We start from the raw sequence: 20,721 nt of genomic DNA on the forward strand, positions 1-20,721 counted from the left end.
CTCATCACCTCACGAACGACAGCGGCCTCCGGGTACACGGACCTGTCGGCGTTCGGCCGCGACCCGTGGTGGCTGGTCATCGTCAAGGCGCTGGCGGTGTTCGTGTACCTGGTGCTCACGGTGCTGGTCGCGATCTATGTCGAGCGGAAGATCCTCGCGCGCATGCAGATGCGGGTCGGCCCGAACCGAGTGGGTCCGCGCGGGATCCTGCAGTCGCTGATGGACGGCATCAAGCTGGCGCTCAAGGAGGGCATCACGCCGACCGGGGTGGACCGTCCGGTGTATCTGTTGGCCCCGATCATCGCTGTCGTGCCGGCGTTCATGGCGTTCGCGGTCATCCCGTTCGGTCCGCTGGTGTCGGTCGGCGGCACCCACACGCCGCTGCAGTTGACCGACCTGCCGGTGGCGGTGCTGTACATCCTGGCGGTCACCTCGATCGGCGTGTACGGCATCGTGCTGGCCGGCTGGGCCTCGGGCTCGACGTACCCGCTGCTCGGTGGGTTGCGCTCGACCGCGCAGGTCATCTCCTACGAGGTCGCGATGGGGCTCACGTTCGCGGCGGTGTTCCTCGAGGCGGGCACCATGGCCACCTCGGGGATCGTCAAGGCGCAGTACGGCACCTGGTTCGCGTTCCTGCTGCTGCCGTCGTTCGTCATCTACGTCACCTCGATGGTCGGCGAGACCAACCGCGCGCCGTTCGACCTGCCCGAGGCCGAGGGCGAACTGGTCGGCGGCTTCCACACCGAGTACTCGTCGCTGAAGTTCGCGATGTTCATGCTCGCCGAATACGTGAACATGACCACCGTGTCGGCGTTGGCCACGACGCTGTTCCTCGGCGGCTGGCACGCCCCGTGGCCGCTGAACCTGTGGTCCGGCGCGAACTCGGGTTGGTGGCCGGTGCTGTGGTTCACGCTCAAGGTCTGGGGATTCCTGTTCGTGTTCATGTGGTTGCGCGCCACACTGCCGCGGCTGCGTTACGACCAGTTCATGAACCTCGGCTGGAAGCTGCTGATCCCGTTCGCGCTCGTGTGGGTGATGCTGGTCGCCGTCTACCGGGGCCTGCGCACCGGTGGCCACGACGTGCACCCGGGGGTCCTGATCGCCGTCGGGGTTCTCGTATCCCTGGTGCTGCTGGCGCTGCTGCTGCGCAGCGGCCGCCGCCCACGCGAAGCGCAGCGCCCGACCGCCCCACGTCTTACCGACGACGATGCGACGGCCGGCGGCTTCCCCGTGCCTCCGCTGCGCGCCACCAAGGAGGATGCAGATGCCTGAGTTCCTCGACCGTCTCGCGGGTTTCGGTGTGACCTTCGCGACGATGTTCAAGAAACCGAACACCGAGTTCTATCCGGAGCACAAGCGGCCCACCGCCCCCCGCTATCACGGCCGTCACCAGCTCAACCGCTATCCGGACGGTCTCGAGAAGTGCATCGGGTGCGAGTTGTGCGCGTGGGCGTGCCCCGCCGACGCGATCTACGTCGAGGGCGCCGACAACACCGAGGAGGAGCGCTATTCGCCCGGCGAACGGTACGGGCGCGTCTACCAGATCAACTATCTGCGGTGCATCGGGTGCGGGCTGTGCATCGAGGCGTGCCCCACCCGGGCGCTGACGATGACCAACGACTACGAACTCGCCGACGACAACCGCGCGGATCTGATCTACGAGAAGGACCGACTGCTCGCCCCGATGGAACCGGGCATGATCGCGCCGCCGCACCCGATGTATCCGGGCACCACCGAGCGCGACTACTACCGGGGCACGATCCCCGAGGACGCGCCGGCGAGCGGCCCGGCACCCGGCGACGCGGGACGGGAGGCGGGGCGGTGACGGCCGACCTCGCGCTGACCACCACCTCCACCGGCGAGGCCGTGCAGTTCTACGTGCTCGGCGCGGTCGCCGTGGCCGGCGCCATCGGGATGGTCTGGGCGCGCAAGGCCGTGCACTCGGCGATCTTCCTGGCGCTGATCATGATCATCCTGGCCGTGTTCTACATCGCGCAGGACGCGCTGTTCCTCGGTGTCGTGCAGATCGTCGTCTACACCGGCGCGGTGATGATGCTGTTCCTGTTCGTGCTGATGCTCGTCGGCGTCGATTCCGGTGTGTCGCTGGTGGAGACGCTGCGCGGGCAGCGGGTGGCGGCGGTGTTGACGGGGATCGGGTTCGGGGTCCTGCTGATCGGCGGCATCGGCCGGGCGTCGGTCGGCGGGTTCCGCGGGCTCGACGGCGCCAACCACGCCTCGCCCGACGGCAACGTCGGCGGGCTCGCCGACCTGATCTTCGTTCGGTACGTGTGGGCGTTCGAACTGACCGGCGCGCTGTTGATCACCGCGACGCTCGGCTCGATGGTGCTGGCGCACCGGGAACGCTTCGAGCGCCGCAAGACCCAGCGCGAACTGTCCCAGCAGCGGTTCCGCGAGGGTCGGCAGGTCACACCGCTGCCCACGCCCGGCGTCTACGCCCGGCACGACGCGGTCGACTTGCCCGCGCGGTTGCCCGACGGCACGTTCGCACCGATGTCGGTCAGCGCCGTCTACCGTGCCGGCACGACAGCCGCCGGCATCTCCTCACCAGACGACCTCCTCGACCGCATCGAGGCGCACGGGCAGCCGGGCGATTCCGGCGGCGACGGGACCACAACGGAGGGCGGACCGGCATGAACCCGGCGAACTATCTGTATCTGTCGGCCCTGCTGTTCACGATCGGTGGGGCCGGAGTGTTGCTGCGGCGCAACGCCATCATCGTGTTCATGTGCGTCGAGCTGATGCTCAACGCGGTGAACCTCTCGTTCGTGACGTTCGCGCGCATGCACGGCAACCTCGACGGCCAGGTGTTCGCGTTCTTCACGATGGTCGTCGCCGCCGCCGAGGTGGTCGTCGGACTGGCCGTCATCGTCACCATCTTCCGCGCCCGCCGCTCGGCCTCGGTCGACGACGCCCACCTGCTCAGGCACTGACATGACCACCGCGCTGTGGTCGGTGCCGGCCCTGCCGCTGTTCGGGGCCGCGGTGCTGATGCTGCTCGGCCGTCGGGCGAACCGGTGGGGGCATCTGCTCGGCTGCGCCGCCGCGATTGCCGCGTTCGCGGTCGGACTGGTGCTGTTGGTGCACCTGCTGGGACTGCCGGCCGACGACCGGGTGCTGCACGTGGGCGGCTTCCGCTGGGTGCCGGTCGCCGGGTTGCAGGTCGACTTCGGTCTGCTGCTCGATCCGCTGTCGCTGTGCTTCGTGCTGCTGATCACCGGCGTCGGCTCGCTGATCCACCTGTACTCGATCGGCTACATGAGCGCCGATCCGGAGCGGCGGCTGTTCTTCGGCTACCTCAACCTGTTCCTGGCCGCGATGCTCGTGCTGGTGCTCGCCGACAACTACCTGGGCCTGTATCTGGGCTGGGAGGGGGTCGGGCTGGCCTCCTATCTGCTGATCGGGTTCTGGCAGCACAAGCCGAGCGCGGCGACCGCGGCGAAGAAGGCGTTCGTGGTCAACCGGGTCGGCGACGTCGGCCTGGTGATCGCCATGATGATCCTGTTCCGGACGGTCGGGTCGCTCTCGTTCGCGGACGTGTTCCCGGCCGCCGCGCGCATCGGTGAGGGCACGTCGACCGCGATCGGGTTGATGCTGCTGGTCGCCGCGTGCGCGAAGTCGGCGCAGGTGCCGCTGCAGTCGTGGCTCGGCGACGCGATGGAGGGTCCCACGCCGGTCTCGGCGCTGATCCACGCCGCGACGATGGTCACCGCCGGGGTGTATCTGATCTGCCGGTCCAACCCGATCTTCGACCACGCGCCCGGCGCGCGGTTGGCGGTCGCGATCGTCGGTGCGATCACGCTGCTGTTCGGCGCGATCATCGGCTGCGCGAAGGACGACATCAAACGCGCGCTGGCCGCGTCGACGATCAGCCAGATCGGCTACATGGTGCTCGCCGCGGGCCTGGGCCCGGCCGGGTACGTGTTCGCGATCATGCATCTGCTCACACACGGGTTCTTCAAGGCCGGCCTGTTCCTCGGGGCCGGCTCGATCATGCACGCCATGGACGACGAGGTGGACATGCGGCGGTACGGCGGGCTGCGCACGGTCATGCCGATCACGTTCGCCACGTTCGGTTTCGGCTACCTGGCGATCATCGGGATCCCCCCGTTCTCGGGCTTCTTCTCCAAGGACAAGATCATCGAGGCGAGTTTCGCCGCGGGCGACGGCAAGGGGGCGGCGCTGGGGATCGTCGCGGTGCTCGGCGCCGGGCTGACCGCCTACTACATGAGCCGGGTGATGCTGATGACGTTCTTCGGCGAGCGGCGCTGGAAGTCCCGGGCCCACCCGCACGAGTCGCCCACCGTCATGACCGCGCCGATGGTCGTGCTGGCGGTCGGGTCGATCGCCGCCGGCGGACTGCTCGCCCTCGGGTCGTCGCTGGAGCGCTGGCTCGAACCGGTCGTCGGCGCGCCGCCGCCGCACTCGGGCGGCATGCCGTCGTGGCTGGTGTCGGTGATCACGCTGGTGGTCGTGCTGGCCGGGGTGGCGGTCGCCTACCGGCAGTACGCGCGCCGGGAGATCCCGGTCACCGCACCGGAACCGGTGTCGGCGCTCACGACCGCGGCCCGCCGGGACCTGTACGGCGACACCGTCAACGAGTCGATGTTCGTGCACGGCGGCGGCGCGCTGACCCGTACGCTGGTGCAGGTCGACGACCGGGGCATCGACGGTGCGGTGAGTGCGCTGGCCGCCTTCGTCTCCGCCGCGTCGAGCGCGATGCGCCGCCTGCAGACCGGTTTCGTCCGGTCGTATGCGTTGACGACGTTCGTCGGCGCCGTCGCGCTGATCGTGGTCATCGTCCTGGTGGGGTGGTCATGAACGGGTTCCCGTGGCTGAGCGTGTTGTGGCTGGTGCCGCTGGCCGGTTCCGCGCTGGTGCTGGCGGTACCGGCGGGCAGGGCCGCGCTCGCCCGGAGCCTGGGTGTGGTGGTGTCGCTGGCGGTGCTGGCCGTCGCGGTCGTGCTGGGGGTACGTTTCGACACCGCCGGGCCGCAGTTCCAGTTCGTCGAGTCGCACGAGTGGATGCCGTCCTTCGGCGCGAGCTACAGCCTCGGTCTCGACGGCATCGGGCTGGTGCTGGTGCTGCTGACCGCGGTGCTGGTGCCGCTGCTGTTGCTCGCCGGCTGGCACGACGGCAGCGGGCTGCCCGGCTACGGTCACCGGCGCATCGCGCACACCTACGTGGCGCTCACGCTGCTGGTCGAGTCGATGGTGCTGATCTCGTTCGCCTCGCTGGACATCCTGCTGTTCTACGTGTTCTTCGAGGCGATGCTGGTGCCGCTGTACTTCCTCATCGGCGGCTTCGGCGAGGGCGACGACCCGCGCCGCCGCGCGCGGGCCGCGGTGAAGTTCCTGCTGTACAACCTGTTCGGCGGGTTGATCATGCTGGCTGCCGTGATCGGACTGTACGTGGTCACCGCCGGCCACGGCAGCCCGTTCGCCTCCGGCACGTTCGACTTCCGCGCGATCGTCGACGCGGTGAGTTCCGGACAGCTGCACATCGATCCGGGCGTCGCCAAGGCACTGTTCGGCGGATTCATGTTCGCGTTCGCGGTCAAGGCGCCGCTGTGGCCCTTCCACACCTGGCTGCCCGACGCCGCGGTCGAGTCCACCCCGGCCACCGCGGTGCTGATGATGTGTGTGGTCGACAAGGTGGGCACCTTCGGGATGCTGCGCTACTGTCTGCCGCTGTTCCCCGACGCCGCGAAGTACTTTGCACCGCTGATCATCACGCTCGCGGTCATCGGGATCCTCTACGGGGCGATCCTGGCGGTCGGGCAGACCGACATCATGCGGCTGATCGCCTACACGTCGATCTCCCACTTCGGGTTCATCGTGTTGGGAATCTTCGCGATGACCAGCCAGGCGCAGGCCGGGTCGGCGCTGTACATGGTCAACCACGGTCTCTCCACCGCCGCGCTGTTCCTGATCGCGGGCTTCCTGGTCAGCCGCCGCGGCAGCCGGATGATCGCCGCGTTCGGCGGGGTCCGCAAGGTCGCGCCGGTGCTGGCCGGCACGTTCCTCATCGCCGGGCTCGCCACGCTGTCGCTGCCCGGGCTCGCGCCGTTCATCAGCGAATTCCTGGTGCTGATCGGCACGTTCACGCGATACCCGGCGGCCGCGATCGTCGCGTCGATCGTCATCGTGCTGGCCGCGCTGTATGTGCTGTGGCTGTATCAGCGCACGATGGGCGGGCCGGTTGCCGAGCACAACGAGAAGGTCACCGATCTGGTGCCGCGCGAGCTCGTCGTCGTCGTCCCGCTGGTGGTGCTGCTGATCGGGCTCGGCTTCTACCCGAAGCCCGCGCTGGACCTGATCGACCCGGCGGTCCGGCAGACGATGAGCACCGCACACCTGCACGATCCGGGACCGACGCTGCCCCCGCCTGCCACCGCCACCGCCGGCGCCGGCCCGCACGCAGGAGGTGGGCACCGATGAGGACCGTGGCCCCGTCGATCGAGTACAGCCTGCTGGTGCCGATGCTCGTCGTGTTCGGGGTTGCCGTCGCGGGCGTGCTGGTCGAGGCGTTCGCGCCCAGAAGGTTCCGCTACGGGGGCCAGCTGGCGCTCACCGTGGGCGGGCTGGCCGGCGCGTTCGTCGCGGTCGCGTTGCTCACGGGGACCCGCCGGATGACGGTGATGGGGGCGGTCGCGGTCGACGGGCCGACGCTGACGCTGCAGGGCGTGATCGTGCTCGTCGCGCTGGTGGCGGTGCCGTTTCTCGCCGAGCGCCAGCGACTCTCGGCGGTGGGTGCCGGCGCGTCGGTGGCGGCGGCATCGGTGACCGCACCGGCCGGTGTCGCGACCGCCGGTGTCCCGACAGGCCGCCTCGGGGGCGCCGATGCGTTCACCGGGCAGGCCGCCGCGGTGCCCGGCAGCGCCGCCGAACGCGCGGCCACCGAGTCCGGCCGCATGCACACCGAGGTGTTCCCGCTGACCATGTTCGCGGTCGGCGGCATGATGCTGTTCCCCGCCGCGAGCGATCTGCTGACGATGTTCGTGGCGCTCGAGGTGCTCTCGCTGCCGCTGTACCTGCTGTGCGGCCTGGCGCGCGGGCGCCGGCTCCGCTCACAGGAGGCGGCGCTGAAATATTTTCTGCTGGGCGCGTTCTCGTCGGCGTTCTTCCTGTACGGCGTCGCGCTGCTGTACGGATTCGCCGGCACGGTGAACCTCGCCGGCATCGCGGCGGCGCTCGAGCGTCAGCACGACAACCGCACACTGGCGATCATCGGCATCGCCGTGCTGTGCGTCGGCCTGTTCTTCAAGATCAGTGCCGTCCCATTCCACGCCTGGACGCCGGACGTCTATCAGGGGGCGCCGACCCCGATCACCGCATTCATGTCGGCGGCCACGAAGATCGCGGCGTTCGGGGCGCTGCTGCGCGTGCTCTACGTGGCCGTGCCCTCCCTCGCCGACGACTGGCGGCCGATGTTGTGGGTGGTCGCGATCGCCACCATGGTGGTCGGCGTGGTCATGGCCGTCACCGCGACCGATGTCAAACGGATGCTGGCGTACTCGTCGATCTCGCACACCGGGTTCATCCTCACCGCGGTGATCGCGCTCGACCGGGACGGGTTGTCGTCGTCGATGTTCTATCTGATCGCCTACGGCTTCAGCACGCTCGGCGCCTTCGCGATCACCGGCATGGTGCGCTCGCGAACCGATCCGGCGCGGGAGGTCACCGACCTGGCCGCGTGGACCGGCGTCGGCCGGCGCTCACCCGCCCTGGGCGCATGCTTCTCGATACTGCTGCTCTCGTTCGCGGGCATCCCGCTCACCAGTGGTTTCGTCAGCAAGTTCGCGGTGTTCCAGGCGGCACTGTCGGCGGGCGGGCTCGCGCTGGTCATCGTGGGTGTCATCTGCAGCGCGGTCGCCGCCTACTTCTACATCCGGGTGATCGTGCTGATGTTCTTCGCCGAGCCGCCCGAGGACGGCCCGGTCATCGTCGTCCCGTCCGTCGCCACCCGCGCCTCGATCGCGCTGACCGCGGCGGTGACGGTCGTGCTGGGCATCTGGCCGCAGCCGTTGCTGGACCTGGTGAATCGGGCCGCCGAGTTCCTGCACTGAGGGGTCGGGCAGGGACCGCGGGTCCCCCGATCGCCGATCCCTGGTGCGCCGCAGCGACGTCCGCCAGAATCGGTGAATGCACATCAGCGGAAACACGATCTTCATCCCGGGTTCGACCAGCGGTATCGGACTGGCGCTGGCCCGGCGTCTGCAGGCCGAGGGCAACACGGTCATCATCGGTGGCCGCCGCACCGATCTGCTCGAGCAGATCGGGCGCGAGAACCCCGGCCTGCACACGGTGGCCATCGACGTCGCCGAGCAGGCGAGCATCGACGCCGCAGCCGCGCAGGTGCTGTCCGCGCACCCCGATCTGAATGTCATCGTGGCGATGGCGGGGATCATGCGCATCGAGGACTGGCACCGGCCAGAGTCGTTCCTCGCCTCCGCCGAGTCGATCATCACCACCAACGTGCTCGGTCCGATCCGCCTGATCGCCGCGTTCATCGAGCACCTGCGCTCCCGCCCGGAGGCCACCATCGTCACCGTGTCCTCCGGGCTGGCCTTCGTCCCGCTGCGGGTCACACCGAGCTACAACGCGTCCAAGGCCGCGATCCACATGCTCAGCGAGTCGATCCGGCTGCAACTGGCCGACACCGGAGTGCAGGTCGTCGAACTGGTGCCGCCGGCGGTGCGCACCGAGTTGCTCCCCGGCCAGCAGGACAGCGAGTTCGCGATGCCGCTGGACGAGTTCGTCGACGAGGTCGTCACCTTGCTGCGGGACCAGCCTGACGCGACGGAGATCCGGGTCGAGCGGGTCGAGTTCCTGCGCCATGCCGAGGCCCGCGGCGATTACGACCAGGTGGTCGCTTCGCTCAATGCCGCGGACCCGCACGGCAACTAGCACCCGCCCGGTGCCCGCCTCGGCGATGCGGCGGGCATCCCCTGCTTGGCGTCAACCCTCAGAGCTTGTAGCCAATGGTGCGCAGCAATGATTTGCGCTCCGCCACATCGGCGCTCGTCTCCACGCCGGCGGGAGGGCGACCGTCGATCACACCGGCGATGCCCCGGCCTCGGTCCGTCTCGACGACGATGATCTCCAGCGGGTTGGCCGTGGCGCAATAGATCCCGCACACCTCGGGCACCTGTTTGATCGTGTTCAGGACGTTGACCGGATAGCCGTCCTCCAAGAACACGAAGAACGAGTGGCCCGCGCCGACCGCGGCCGCGTTGCGCGTGGCCAGGTCGACGAGACGGTCGTCGTTGCCCGAACAGCGCACCAGGCGGGGTCCGGAGGCCTCGCAGAACGCCACACCGAACCTCAGGTGTGGCCCCACCCCCACCAGCGCCTCGTGCAGGTCTTCGACGGTCTTGATGAAGTGGGATTGCCCGACGATGACGTTCATGTCGTCGGGCTTGTCGACCGCGACGATGTGCAACTCCACGATGACCTCCTCAATTACCGGTGGACGAGCAGAGGACGTGCCCGTCAGTCTGCTCCGTCGCCGGTCGGGTCGGCAATGCCCGTCACGCCGCAGCAACCGAGGCACCGGTACCTCCCCCAGCGCACAGGGATCCCCAAGGATCGTTACCTACTGTCTCGGAAGTAGTAGGTAGTCGGCGGTCGCCGCACCGCCGGGCGAAGGGAGCACCGTGACCGGCCCGATCCGCAGCTCGTCCACCGGCGACCGACCCGTCGATCCGGTCGCCCGACCGGACCCGGCCGCGGTCGGCCGGTACGTCGCCGCGAAGGTCCCGGCGGTCACCGCCGCGTTCTGGATCATCAAGATCCTCACCACCGGCATGGGCGAGACCATCTCGGATTACCTTGTCTTCCACATGGACCCGGTGCTCGCGGTCGCCCTGACCGGGATCCTGCTCGCCGTGGCACTGGCGGCCCAGTTCGCGGTGCGCCGCTACCTCGCGGGCGTGTACTGGTTCGCCGTGGTGATGGTCAGCGTGTTCGGCACGATGGTCGCCGACGCGATCCACGTGGTGCTCGGCGTCCCCTACGTGGTGTCGGTGCTCGTGTTCGCGATCATGCTGACGATCGTGCTCGTGGCCTGGCACCGCAGCGAGAAGACGCTCTCGATCCACAGCATCCACACGCCGCGCCGCGAGGCGTTCTACTGGCTGACGGTGGTGACGACGTTCGCGCTCGGCACCGCTGTCGGCGACATGACCGCGACCACGCTGCACCTGGGCTACCTCGCCTCGGGTCTGCTGTTCGCGGTCGTCATCGTCATCCCGTGGATCGCGCACGCCCGCTTCGGATTCGCCGCGGTGCCGGCGTTCTGGGCGGCCTACATCGTGACCCGACCGCTGGGCGCGTCGTTCTCGGACTGGGCCGCGGTCTCACACGAGCGCGGCGGCCTGAACCTGGGCACCGGCGCGGTCAGCATCGCGCTCGCCATCGCGATCGCCGTGTGCGTGGGCTACCTGGCCGTCACCCACGCGGATGCGCAGCCGGCCGAGGTGGAGCCGCGCGTTCACTGAGTCCGTGGAGTGGCGGTCACGGATTCAGTGAACACGGACGGGGTACCGCGGGTGCAGGGCGCGGCGTCCCTGGATGACGATCGGATCGTCGAGGAGCTGGTGGCCCGTGCCGGTTTCGCGAAGTACGGGATCCCCTCGCCGAACAGCACCGGCACGAGGCTGACGCACACCTCGTCGACCACACCGAGGGCGAGCGCACAGAGTCCGGGCACAGATTCTCGAGCGGCGAGCCACTCACGGCCGGTTCACACCGCGCGCCAGGCCTTCCGTCGGAGCAGGCGGAGTCCGTTGAGGCCGACGATGATCGTCGACCCCTCGTGGCCGGCGACGCCGAGCGGCAGCGGAAGGTGCCCGGTCAGGTCCCAGATCACCAGTGCCGCGATGAAACCGGCCGCGATGACCAGGTTCGCTGCGACGACCCGTTTGGCGCGCCGCGACAACGCGATCACCGCCGGGATCGCGGCGAGTTCGTCGCGGACGATCACCGCGTCCGCGGTGTGCAGGGTCAGGTCGGCACCGGCCCGGCCCATCGCGATGCCGGTGTGCGCGGCCGCCAGCGCGGGGGCGTCGTTGACGCCGTCGCCGACGACGAGCACCCGGTGCCCCGCCGACTCGAGCTCCCGCACGGCGGCGACCTTCGCGTCCGGCAGCAGGCCCGGCCGCACATCGGTGATCGCGATCTGCCGGGCGAGGTTCTCTGCCGCGGCGCGATTGTCGCCCGTCAGCAGCACCGGTCCGGCGCCCGTCAGCGCGGTCAGTGCGGCGGTGGTGGCCGCGGCGCCGGGGCGCAGCCGGTCGGCGAGTGCGAGCACCCCGGCGGGGGCGCCGTCGACGGTGACGATCACCGCGGTGCGCCCGCCCGCCTCGAGCTCCGCGACGATCGCGGCGGCGTCGCCGGACAGATCGTGGGGACCGGCGACCTCGATCCGCCGGCCCCCGACGGTGGCGGTCACCCCGCGGCCGGGTAGCGACGCGAACTCCGCCACGGGGCCGAGCGTGAGGTCGCGGTCGCGGGCTGCCGCGACGACGGCGCGGCCGAGCGGATGCTCGCTGGGCCGCTCCGCGGAGGCGGCCAGGCGCAGCAACTCGGCCTCCTCGAACGAGGCGTCCGGCAGTGCCTCGACCGCAGTCAGCCGCGGGGTGCCCTCGGTGAGGGTGCCGGTCTTGTCGAAGGCGACGACGTCGGTCTGGCCGAGCCGTTCCATCACCACGGCGGACTTCACGAGCACTCCGTGGCGGCCGGCGTTCGCGATCGCCGAGAGCAGCGGCGGCATCGTCGCGAGCACCACCGCGCACGGCGAGGCGACGATCATGAACGTCATCGCCCGCAGCAATGTCGGCTCGAATGCCGCGCCGAACGCGAGCGGCAGGGCGAACAACGCGAGGGTCGCGACGACGACGCCGATCGAGTAGCGCTGCTCGACCTTCTCGATGAACAGTTGGGTGCGGGCCTTGGTGTCCGACGCCTGCCGCACCAGCGCGACGATCCGCGCGATGACGGTGTCGGCGGGATCGCGCTCGACGCGGACGGTCAGCGCGCCGGTGGTGTTGACGGTGCCGGCGAACACGTCGTCGCCGGCCGTCTTGGCCACCGGCAGCGGTTCCCCGGTGATCGAAGCCTGGTCGACCTCGCTCGACCCGGCCACGACCAGTCCGTCGGCGCCGATCCGCTCGCCGGGACGCACCAGCACGATCTGCCCGACCCGCAGGGAGGCGGTGTCGACGCGCTGCTCACCGTCCCCGTCGAGAACCGTGGCCTGCTCCGGCGCGAGGTCGAGCAGGTCGCCGACGGCGTCCTCGGTGCGTTGCGTCGCGACCGCCTCCAGCGCGCCCGAGGTCGCGAAGATGACGATCAGCAGCGCGCCGTCGAGGACCTGCCCGATCGCCGCCGCGCCGATCGCCGCGACGATCATCAGCAGGTCCACGTCCAGGGTCTTCTCGCGTAGTGCCCGCAGGCCCGCGAGGGCCGGCTCCCAGCCGCCGGCGGCGTAGCAGGCCAGATACAACGCCCAGCACGCCCACGCCGGCCCGCCCGCGAACTGCACCATCAATCCGGCGAGGAACAGCACGGTCGCCGCGGCGGCCCAGCGCACCTCGGGGACCCGCCACATCCGCCCCCACCGCGGCCCGGCCGGCACAACGTGCACAGAGGCGCCGACCGCCGCCGAGGTGGGTGCCGGAGCGGTTGTCGGGGGCGGGGCCATCGGAATCCTCCAGGGTCGGGCGCGCCCTCGCTTTCGGGCGTCATCCTCGCCATTAGAGCACAAATGAAGATCTCTTCATGTGTGACGTAGGTTTAGAATTCGTGCCATGGGTCATGGCGTGCAAGGCAAGGTGACGTCGGCGGCGGCGCTGGATGCGGCCTCGGCCGCGACGGTCGCGGAGACGTTGCAGGCGTTGGCGACGCCGAGCCGGCTGCTGATGCTCACCCGCTTGCGGCAGGGGCCGTGCTCGGTCGGCGAACTGGCCGACGCGGTCGGCATGGAGCAATCGGCGGTCTCGCACCAGTTGCGGCTGCTGCGCGCGCTCGGACTGGTCACCGGCACCCGATCCGGGCGCAGCATCGTCTACAGCCTCTACGACAACCACGTCGCCGAACTGCTCGACCACGCCGTCTATCACATCGAGCACCTGCGGCTGGGCCTGCACGACGAGGGCACCGCCTGACCGACCCCGTCACGGCCGGCGCCGGCTTCAGCGCGCCCTCAGCCGGGCACAGCGCCCTCTCAGCGACCGCTCGGCATCGTTGCGGGCAGTCCGATCGAACCCGACGGACGACCCTCGACGAAAGGACGATCGATGCCCAAGCTCACCGTCTCCCGTAAGGTCGTCGCCGCGGCGGCCACCGTGCTCGCGCTCGGCGGCGTCGGCGCCGGAGTGGCCACCGCCGCAACCCTTTCCACCGGCTCCACCGGTCCGTCGCACCACCTCTCCTCGCAGGTGGACACGCCGGAGCCGGGCGACACCCCGGACCAGCCGGGCGTCGCCGACCAACAGGACCAGCGCGGCCCCGGCGACACCGCCGATCATCACGGTCAGGTCGACACCCCCGAGCCGGGCGACACCCCGGACCAGCCGGGCCAGGCCGCGAACTGACCACGAACCCCCGTGGCGCGGCGCCGATCCCCCGACCCGCCCGGTCGGGGGATCGGTCATGTCCGCCTCCGACGATCCACAGAGGGGAGAATGCCCGGGTGACGACGAATCGACTGCCGGAGCCGTTGCGCCCGTCGCGCTGGCCGCTGCGGGTGCGCTCGGCGCTGGCGGCGGCCGTGGTGGTCGGACTGGCCCTGCTGGTCGGCGCCGGCGCGCTGCTGTGGATGCTCGACCGCTCCCTGGTCGGCGCGGTGGACTCGGCGGCGACCGCACGGGCGACCGACATCGCCAACCAGCTCACCCACGACAGTCCCGCCGACCTCGACGCCGCGCTGTTCACCACCGACAGCCGGATCTCCGGGGTGCAGATCGTTTCTCCGTCCGGACAGGTCGTGCGCACCTCCAGCCAATCGTGGCGCGCCCCGCTGATCGACCTGCGACTCGATCCCGGCCAGGCACCGGTGAGCGGCGTGAGCGCCACATCCGGGCCGGAGTCGGACCTGCGGGTCTCGGCACGGCCGGCGGTGTCGACGACGGGGCCGGTGACGGTGCTGGTGGCGGCGAGCAAGGAGTCCGTCGAGACCACGCTGATCACGGTGGCGGTGCTGCTGGCGGTCGGCGGGCCGCTGATCGTGCTGGTGGCCGCGGCCGCGACCTGGGCGCTCGTCGGCCGCTCGCTGGGCTCGGTCGAAGCGATCCGCTCGCAGGTCGCCGCGATCGGCGCGGCCCAGTTGTCCGAACGGGTACCCGTTCCCCCGGCGCGGGACGAGATCGCGCGCCTGGCGACGACGATGAACGCGATGCTCGCCCGCATCGAGGCCGGGCACCTGGCCCAGCGCCGCTTCGTCGGCGACGCCTCACACGAACTGCGCAGCCCGCTGGCGACGCTGACCGCCGCGCTCGAGGTGGCCCGCGAACGGCCCGAGGCCTTCGACCGCGCCCTGCTCACCGACACACTGCTTCCGGAAACCGAACGCATGCGCGACCTCGTCGAGGACCTGCTCATCCTCGCCCGCGCCGACGAGACCGGCATCGCGCTGCGCGTCGGCGACGTCGACCTCGACGATCTCGCCGATGGCGAGGCCCGCCGGCTACGCCTGCGCGGCGACGTCACCGTCCACACCGTCACCGCGCCCGTCCGGATCCGCGGCGACCGCGAACGCCTGGCCCGTGTCGTGCGCAACCTCGTCGACAATGCCGCGGCGCACGCGGCGTCGACGGTGGCGTTGACCACCGAGACGAGCGAGCCGACCGCCCGCATCGTCGTCGACGACGACGGGCCCGGCATCCCGGACTCCGAGCGAGAGCGGGTGTTCGAACGGTTCGTGCGCCTGCAGGACGACCGCTCCCGCGCCACCGGCGGCAGCGGTCTGGGGCTGGCCATCGTCACCGAAATCGTTGCCGCCCACGGCGGATCGGTGACCATCGGCGACTCCCCACTCGGTGGTGCGCGCTTCGTGGTCGAACTTCCGTCGGAAGGTCCCGATCACCGCTCGGCGAGCTGAGCCCCGCCGTCGGCGCGGAGCCGGTAGCCGACGCCCCGGAGCGTGTCGATGCTCGAGCGGCCGAACGGCGCGTCGATCTTCTTGCGCAGGTAGCCGACATACACCTCGACGACGTTCTCGGCGCCGTCGTAGTGCGCGTCCCAGACGCTGTGCAGGATGGCGGTCTTGGTGACGACGGTGCCCATGTGCCGCATGAGGTATTCGAGCAGACCGAATTCCCTTGGCGTGAGCACGATCTCGACGTCGTCGCGGAACACCCGATGTCCGGCCGGGTCGAGCGTCAGGTCTCCCGCGGCGAGCACCACCGGCCGCTGCGGCGCGCCGCGGCGTAGCAGCGCGCGCAATCGGGCGACCAGCACCACGAACGAGAACGGCTTGGTCAGATAGTCGTCGGCACCCAGGTCGAACGCGTCGGCCTCCTCGTAGTCGCCGTCCTTCGCGGTGAGCATCAACACCGGCGTCCACACCTCGGCGGCGCGGATACGGCGCAACACCTCGTAACCGCTCAACCCGGGCAACATGATGTCCAGCACGATCACGTCGAAGGACTCCTCCGTCGCACGCCACAGTCCGTCCGGCCCGGTGTGCGCCAACCCGACCGCGAACCCCTCGAGTTCGAGCCCGCGCTGCACCGTCTGCGCCAGCCGCACCTCGTCCTCGACGACGAGCACCCTCACCGGTTCTGCTCCCTCTCACCCGTGGTCATCGATCCTCCTCACCGTAGCGCCCCGCACGCGAGAAGGCCGGTCGGCCGGATCGCGTGCGGTGGCGTTGTCGCACAGGTCAACCCGCAGGTCGCTATGACGGGTCCACCTGTCGCGGGCTCGCGGTCCCGTCTGTCGGCGCGGCGCCGACGTCCCGCTTGGTGACGGTCAGGAAGGCGACGAGCGCGACGATCACGGCCAGGAACACCACGCTCGTCACCGTGGTCCCGATCCCCACGCCGCCCGCGTTCCGCGGCTGCGACAGCAGATCGCCCAGCGATGCGCCGAGCGGCCGGGTCAGGATGTAGGCCAGCCAGAAGCCGAGCACCGCATTCAGTTTGAATCCGAGCGTCGCCACCGCGACGAGTGCGAACAGGCCGGCGAACAGCAACAGCGCCAGCGGGTAGCCGAGCGAGAACTTCTCGGCGATCATGTCGCCGAACGCGGTGCCCAGCGCAAACGTGAACAGGATCGCGAGCCAGTAGAAGCCCTCGCGCCGGCGGGTGTAGATGCTGTGGATCGACAGCGTCTTCTCCTTGGCGTACCAGGCGATGAACGTGGCGATGAGCAGAATGCTGAACACCGTGGTGGACACGGTCAGCGGCACGCCGAGCCCGTCGGTCAGGTTGTCGGTGATCAGGGTGCCCACGATGCTGATCAGCACCACGTTGAGCCAATACAGCCACGGGATGTACCGGTCGGCGCGGAACTGGGCGATCAGCGCCACGATCAGCGCGATCCCCATCACCACCGTGGTGGTCTGCAAGCCGAGTCCGAGGGTCATGTTGAGGTAGTCCGCGAAGGTCTCGCCGGTCGTCGTGGCCAGGATCTTGATGATCCAGAAGAAGACGGTGACCTCGGGGACCTTGCACAGAAGTCGTCGTGCGGTCCGGGCGCCTGCGCTCGCCGCGACTGCGGTCGGGTTTCCTGGGTTGCCTGCCATGTCCGCGAGCGTGTCACCGGGTCGCTGTGGCGGCGCTGAGACGCGGGGTCAGGCGCGGGTCAGCGGCCCTCGGTGCGGACGAGCCGTTTCAAGTCGCGGTCCCATCGGGCCTCCTGCGAGCGGGCGAGCCGACGCCCGACGCCGCGGCCGAGCAGGAGCAGCGCGCCGACGAAGCAGCCCCACGCCGCGAAGGCGACACGCGCGGTCGTCGACCGGGCCTCGGCGATCGTCATCGGGGCGCCGGTGAGCCGCCCCTGCTCGTCGACCCACCGGGTCAGGTGCGAGCCGCGTCCGGTTCCGGCAGGAACCGCCACCGACCCGCTGTGATGACCGCGCCAGAACCACCGCGCCAGCACGGTCACGGCGCCGGGGTCGGGTGACGCCAGAGGATGCGATGCGGCGGCCAGCGTCGTCACCGGCACTCGGTGTCGCGTCCGGAGCTCGTGCTGGGCCAGTACCAGTGCCCGCTGCTCGGCGATGCGGCCGATCCCGACCGCCGCGGGCACCGCCAACACGGCGGCCGCCAGCGCCACCAGCACCAGCCAGGCCGCCAGCCGGTCACCGCGCCGGACGAGTGGGCTCGATCCGGCCAGCCGCACCCATTGCACCCGCAGCCACAGTGCCGCGCCCGTCATCGCACCTGCCGGTCGGCGGGTGATCCGATACCGGATGCTGTGCACCCGAGCATTATTACTCCCCCCTGCACCTCATCGGGCGGGGACGTACAGGAAGTCCCGCTGATCGGCGGCCAGATACCGCTCCGGATCGCCCGGCATGTGGGGCAGCAACTCGTGCGGGTCGACGACGCCGGCCGGGCCCGGCCGCCTCTACGAATAGGTGACCATCCGCGAGTGGATGTCCCGAGGTCGTCGACGACCAACGACGCCGCACCCGCAACGAGCGGCTTGCCCACTCGGCCGCGGCTTTAGAAGCCACCACGGGTGTCGGCGAGCCGGCAGCCGGAGTTGAAGGTGGCCACCAGATCGGGCACCGCGACAGACGGCACGTGGGCGCCGCCGGGCCACACCCCACCGGTGCCTCCGATCAAAGACCAGGAGCCGCGGCGCTTCCGGTTCTGCCAGGAAAGGGCTGTGGGCCCACTGAGCGTGCGGCAGCGCGCTCAGCGGGCCCACAATGGGCGGCGACTCACCCCTCGGGGAAGCTCGACTCCTTCGGGGCCGGCGGCAGGGTGACGACCTGGCCCGCGTAACTCAGCCCGGCGCCGAAGCCGAGCAGCAGTGCCGTCTGGCCGCCCTTGGCCTTGCCTGTCACCAGCATCTCCTCCATCGCCAGCGGGATCGACGCGGCGGAGGTGTTGCCGGTGTTCTCGATGTCGTTGGCGACCGGAACGTCCTCGGCGAGGCCGAGGTTCTTCTTCATCAGGTCGTTGATCCGCTGGTTCGCCTGGTGCGGGATGAACACCTCGATGTCCTCCTTCGCCACCCCCGACGACTCGATCGCGGTCGCGAGCGCGCGCGGCAGCGTGACGGCCGCCCAGCGGAACACCTTCGGGCCCTCCATGTGCAGCGACATCCGGCCCACCGGTTCGACCTCCGGGTCGGTGCCCTGCAGGGCCTGCGCGCGGTTCATGTACTGCAGGAAGTCGACGTCCTGGGTGATCGCCTCGGCGTTCTCGCCGTCGCTGCCCCACACCGTCGGGGAGATGCCGTTCTCCTCGCTGGGTCCCACGACGACCGCACCCGCTCCGTCACCGAAGATCATCGCGGTGCCGCGGTCCGTCGGGTCGAGGCCGACCGTCATCGTCTCGGCGCCGATGACCAGCGCGTACTCCACCGAGCCGGCGCGGATCATGTCCGCGGCGACGCCGAGCGCGTAGCCGAAGCCGCCGCAGCCCGAGGTCAGGTCGAAGGCGGGGATCCCGTTCATGCCCAGGTCGTAGGCGACCGACGGCGCGCCGTGCGGGGTCAGCTTGAGCCAACTCGACGTCGCCAAGATCAGCACACCGATCTTCGACCGGTCGATCTCGCCGTTGTCCAGTGCCCGCGCACCCGCGGCGACCGCCATCGACCGCAGGGTCTCGTCGCCGCTGATCCAGCGGCGGTTGCGGATACCGGTGCGCTCGTAGATCCACTCGTCGGTGGAGTCGAGGACCTCGCACACCTCGTCATTGCTGACCAGGTGCCGCGGACGGTACGCGCCGATGCTCAGCATCGCCACGTTCTCGCGTCCCCGGTTGACAGCGAATTCGACCACGTCGACCCACACCCTTCTTGCCGAAAAACGGCCCGACGCCTCGTCGGGCCCACCGAACGTACCCATCGCCCGGACGGCCGTCCAGACTTTCCGGTCTGCTTTGGAGCCTGCCCAGTTCATCGAACGCTACGTCACAGTCGCCGCGGTTCCACAACCCGGACCGCACACGACACGCCGGACCACCCTGCCGGACACGACACGGCGAAACCTCGCAGACCACAGGACCGCACGCCCGAACCTCACTAGGCTCGACCCACGGCCGGATCGTCGACCACACCCGCAGGCGCGTCACCAGACCGCGAGGAGCATGCGATGGGCAACGAGTCAGCACAGCACCCCCGTCACCGAGTCGTCGTCATCGGCTCCGGCTTCGGCGGCCTGTTCGGCGCCAAGGCGCTGCGGCGGGCCGATGTCGACATCACCCTTATCGCCAAGACCACACATCACCTGTTCCAGCCGCTGCTCTACCAGGTCGCCACCGGGATCCTGTCCGAGGGCGAGATCGCGCCGTCGACCCGTGTCATCCTGCGCGACCAGAAGAACGTGCGGGTCCTGCTCGGCAACGTGTACCGGATCGACCTCGAGGCCCGCACCGTCACCTCGCGCATGCTCGGCCACATCACGGTCACCCCGTACGACAGCCTGATCATCGCGGCCGGCGCGGACCAGTCGTACTTCGGCAACGACCGGTTCGCCGAGTTCGCCCCCGGCATGAAGACCATCGACGACGCGCTCGAGTTGCGCGGCCGCATCGTCGGCGCCTTCGAGCGCGCGGAGCTGTCCGCCGACCCGGGCGAGATCGAACGCCTGATGACGTTCGTGGTGATCGGCGCGGGACCGACCGGGGTCGAGATGGCCGGGCAGATCACCGAGATGGCCGACCGCACCCTCGCCGGCACGTTCCGCAACATCGACACCACCACCGCGCGCGTGATCCTGCTCGACGCCGCCCCCGCCGTGCTGCCGCCGATGGGCGAGAAACTGGGGTCGCGCGCGGCGAAGCGGCTCACCAAGATGGGCGTCGACATCCAGCTTGGCGCGATGGTCGTCGACGTCGACCAGCACGGCCTGGTCGTCAAGGACCGCGACGGGCAGGAACGGCGCATCGAGTCGGCGTGCAAGGTGTGGTCGGCCGGGGTGTCGGCCAGCCCCCTGGGCCGGCAGCTGGCCGAGCAGTCCGGCGTCGAACTCGACCGGGCGGGCCGGGTGAAGGTCAAGGAGGACCTGACGATTCCCGGGCACCCCAACGTGTTCGTCGTCGGCGACATGATGGCCGTCGAGGGGGTGCCCGGCCAGGCGCAGGGCGCGATCCAGGGCAGCCGGTACGCGGCCGCGCAGATCAAGGCCGAGCTCAAGGGCGCTCACCCGTCCGACCGCAAGCCGTTCGACTACTTCGACAAGGGGTCGATGGCGACGATCTCGCGGTACAGCGCGGTCGCGAAGGTCGGCAAACTCGAGTTCAGCGGGTTCATCGCCTGGCTGATGTGGCTGGCCCTGCACCTGGTCTACATCGTCGGGTTCAAGAGTCGCCTGACGACGTTCGTGTCGTGGACCGTGTCGTTCGTCGGCCGCGCCCGCACGCAGATGACGATCACCGAGCAGCAGGTGTTCGCCCGCACCGCGATCGCCGAACTCGAGGAAGGCCTGGCCGACGGCCGGTCGGCGGACGAGGCGGCGGGCTGACCGGTCACCGGCGGTCGGCCGCGCCGGTCACGCTCATTTGCCGCACGTGCTCATTTG

Annotated in this window: 18 protein-coding genes and 1 pseudogene; 13 read left to right on the forward strand and 6 right to left on the reverse strand. The window is 70.1% G+C overall.

Annotated features, from left to right (window positions below; genetic code table 11):
• Window positions 1–3 precede the first annotated feature (3 nt).
• The 8 genes and pseudogenes from nuoH to G4X40_RS11380 all read left to right on the forward strand — a co-directional run.
• Window positions 4–1,242 (forward strand): annotated as a pseudogene (gene nuoH, locus G4X40_RS11345) (NADH-quinone oxidoreductase subunit NuoH); the annotation flags it as partial.
• A gap of 22 nt (window positions 1,243–1,264) precedes the next feature.
• Complete coding sequence (gene nuoI / locus G4X40_RS11350) at window positions 1,265–1,825, forward strand: NADH-quinone oxidoreductase subunit NuoI (protein WP_277832576.1); 561 nt, start codon at window positions 1,265–1,267, stop codon at window positions 1,823–1,825.
• Window positions 1,822–2,655: an NADH-quinone oxidoreductase subunit J gene (locus G4X40_RS11355; RefSeq protein WP_277832578.1), complete on the forward strand. Its 834-nt coding sequence runs from the start codon at window positions 1,822–1,824 to the stop codon at window positions 2,653–2,655. Before nuoI ends, G4X40_RS11355 begins: the two co-directional genes overlap by 4 nt.
• On the forward strand, window positions 2,652–2,951 hold the full coding sequence (gene nuoK / locus G4X40_RS11360; RefSeq protein ID WP_277832579.1) for an NADH-quinone oxidoreductase subunit NuoK: 300 nt from the start codon (window positions 2,652–2,654) through the stop codon (window positions 2,949–2,951). Before G4X40_RS11355 ends, nuoK begins: the two co-directional genes overlap by 4 nt.
• Before the next feature lies 1 nt (window position 2,952).
• Window positions 2,953–4,839: an NADH-quinone oxidoreductase subunit L gene (nuoL, locus tag G4X40_RS11365; RefSeq protein WP_277832581.1), complete on the forward strand. Its 1,887-nt coding sequence runs from the start codon at window positions 2,953–2,955 to the stop codon at window positions 4,837–4,839.
• On the forward strand, window positions 4,836–6,458 hold the full coding sequence (locus tag G4X40_RS11370) for an NADH-quinone oxidoreductase subunit M (RefSeq protein ID WP_277832583.1): 1,623 nt from the start codon (window positions 4,836–4,838) through the stop codon (window positions 6,456–6,458). Before nuoL ends, G4X40_RS11370 begins: the two co-directional genes overlap by 4 nt.
• On the forward strand, window positions 6,455–8,086 hold the full coding sequence (nuoN, locus tag G4X40_RS11375) for an NADH-quinone oxidoreductase subunit NuoN (RefSeq protein WP_277832586.1): 1,632 nt from the start codon (window positions 6,455–6,457) through the stop codon (window positions 8,084–8,086). The genes G4X40_RS11370 and nuoN overlap by 4 nt, the downstream gene beginning before the upstream one ends.
• Window positions 8,087–8,162: 76 nt before the next feature.
• Window positions 8,163–8,927, forward strand: a complete 765-nt coding sequence (locus tag G4X40_RS11380; RefSeq protein WP_277832587.1) for an SDR family oxidoreductase — start codon at window positions 8,163–8,165, stop codon at window positions 8,925–8,927.
• 58 nt (window positions 8,928–8,985) lie between these two features.
• On the opposite strand, the gene G4X40_RS11385 is transcribed toward G4X40_RS11380, so the two are convergent.
• The gene (locus G4X40_RS11385; protein ID WP_277832588.1) at window positions 8,986–9,468 is read right to left on the reverse strand and encodes an adenosine-specific kinase; all 483 of its coding nucleotides are present in this window, start codon (window positions 9,466–9,468) and stop codon (window positions 8,986–8,988) included.
• 208 nt (window positions 9,469–9,676) lie between these two features.
• On the opposite strand from G4X40_RS11385, the gene G4X40_RS11390 reads away from it, so the two are divergent.
• Window positions 9,677–10,519 (forward strand): COG4705 family protein, encoded by an 843-nt coding sequence (locus G4X40_RS11390; RefSeq protein ID WP_277832589.1) that lies wholly within the window; start codon window positions 9,677–9,679, stop codon window positions 10,517–10,519.
• 245 nt (window positions 10,520–10,764) lie between these two features.
• Here G4X40_RS11390 and G4X40_RS11395 read toward each other — a convergent pair whose 3' ends face one another.
• On the reverse strand, window positions 10,765–12,630 hold the full coding sequence (locus G4X40_RS11395) for a heavy metal translocating P-type ATPase (RefSeq protein ID WP_277833061.1): 1,866 nt from the start codon (window positions 12,628–12,630) through the stop codon (window positions 10,765–10,767).
• Window positions 12,631–12,829: 199 nt separating this feature from the next.
• On the opposite strand from G4X40_RS11395, the gene G4X40_RS11400 reads away from it, so the two are divergent.
• The 3 genes from G4X40_RS11400 to G4X40_RS11410 all read left to right on the forward strand — a co-directional run bounded on the left by G4X40_RS11400 (window position 12,830) and on the right by G4X40_RS11410 (window position 15,120).
• Window positions 12,830–13,186: an ArsR/SmtB family transcription factor gene (locus G4X40_RS11400; protein WP_277832590.1), complete on the forward strand. Its 357-nt coding sequence runs from the start codon at window positions 12,830–12,832 to the stop codon at window positions 13,184–13,186.
• 132 nt (window positions 13,187–13,318) lie between these two features.
• On the forward strand, window positions 13,319–13,615 hold the full coding sequence (locus G4X40_RS11405) for a hypothetical protein (RefSeq protein ID WP_277832592.1): 297 nt from the start codon (window positions 13,319–13,321) through the stop codon (window positions 13,613–13,615).
• Window positions 13,616–13,713: 98 nt separating this feature from the next.
• Complete coding sequence (locus G4X40_RS11410; RefSeq protein WP_277832594.1) at window positions 13,714–15,120, forward strand: sensor histidine kinase; 1,407 nt, start codon at window positions 13,714–13,716, stop codon at window positions 15,118–15,120.
• Here G4X40_RS11410 and G4X40_RS11415 read toward each other — a convergent pair.
• The 4 genes from G4X40_RS11415 to G4X40_RS11430 form a co-directional block, all read right to left on the reverse strand.
• Window positions 15,102–15,797, reverse strand: coding sequence for a response regulator transcription factor (locus G4X40_RS11415; protein ID WP_277832596.1), 696 nt, complete (start codon window positions 15,795–15,797; stop codon window positions 15,102–15,104). The genes G4X40_RS11410 and G4X40_RS11415 overlap by 19 nt on opposite strands.
• A 121-nt stretch (window positions 15,798–15,918) precedes the next feature.
• A complete protein-coding gene (locus G4X40_RS11420) occupies window positions 15,919–16,767 on the reverse strand; it encodes a COG4705 family protein (protein ID WP_277832598.1) in 849 nt (282 codons plus the stop codon).
• A 59-nt stretch (window positions 16,768–16,826) separates the two neighbouring features.
• Window positions 16,827–17,447, reverse strand: coding sequence for an Rv1733c family protein (locus G4X40_RS11425; protein WP_277832599.1), 621 nt, complete (start codon window positions 17,445–17,447; stop codon window positions 16,827–16,829).
• Window positions 17,448–17,913: 466 nt separating this feature from the next.
• Window positions 17,914–18,939, reverse strand: a complete 1,026-nt coding sequence (locus tag G4X40_RS11430) for a beta-ketoacyl-ACP synthase III (protein ID WP_408642197.1) — start codon at window positions 18,937–18,939, stop codon at window positions 17,914–17,916.
• A 354-nt stretch (window positions 18,940–19,293) separates the two neighbouring features.
• Here G4X40_RS11430 and G4X40_RS11435 point away from each other — a divergent pair, with 354 nt between their 5' ends.
• Entirely contained in the window at window positions 19,294–20,664 is a 1,371-nt protein-coding gene (locus G4X40_RS11435; RefSeq protein ID WP_277832602.1) for an NAD(P)/FAD-dependent oxidoreductase, read from the forward strand.
• Window positions 20,665–20,721: the final 57 nt, after the last annotated feature.

The sequence above is a fragment of the Speluncibacter jeojiensis genome, from assembly GCF_029589495.1.
In the GTDB taxonomy this organism is placed as follows: domain Bacteria; phylum Actinomycetota; class Actinomycetes; order Mycobacteriales; family Mycobacteriaceae; genus Speluncibacter; species Speluncibacter jeojiensis.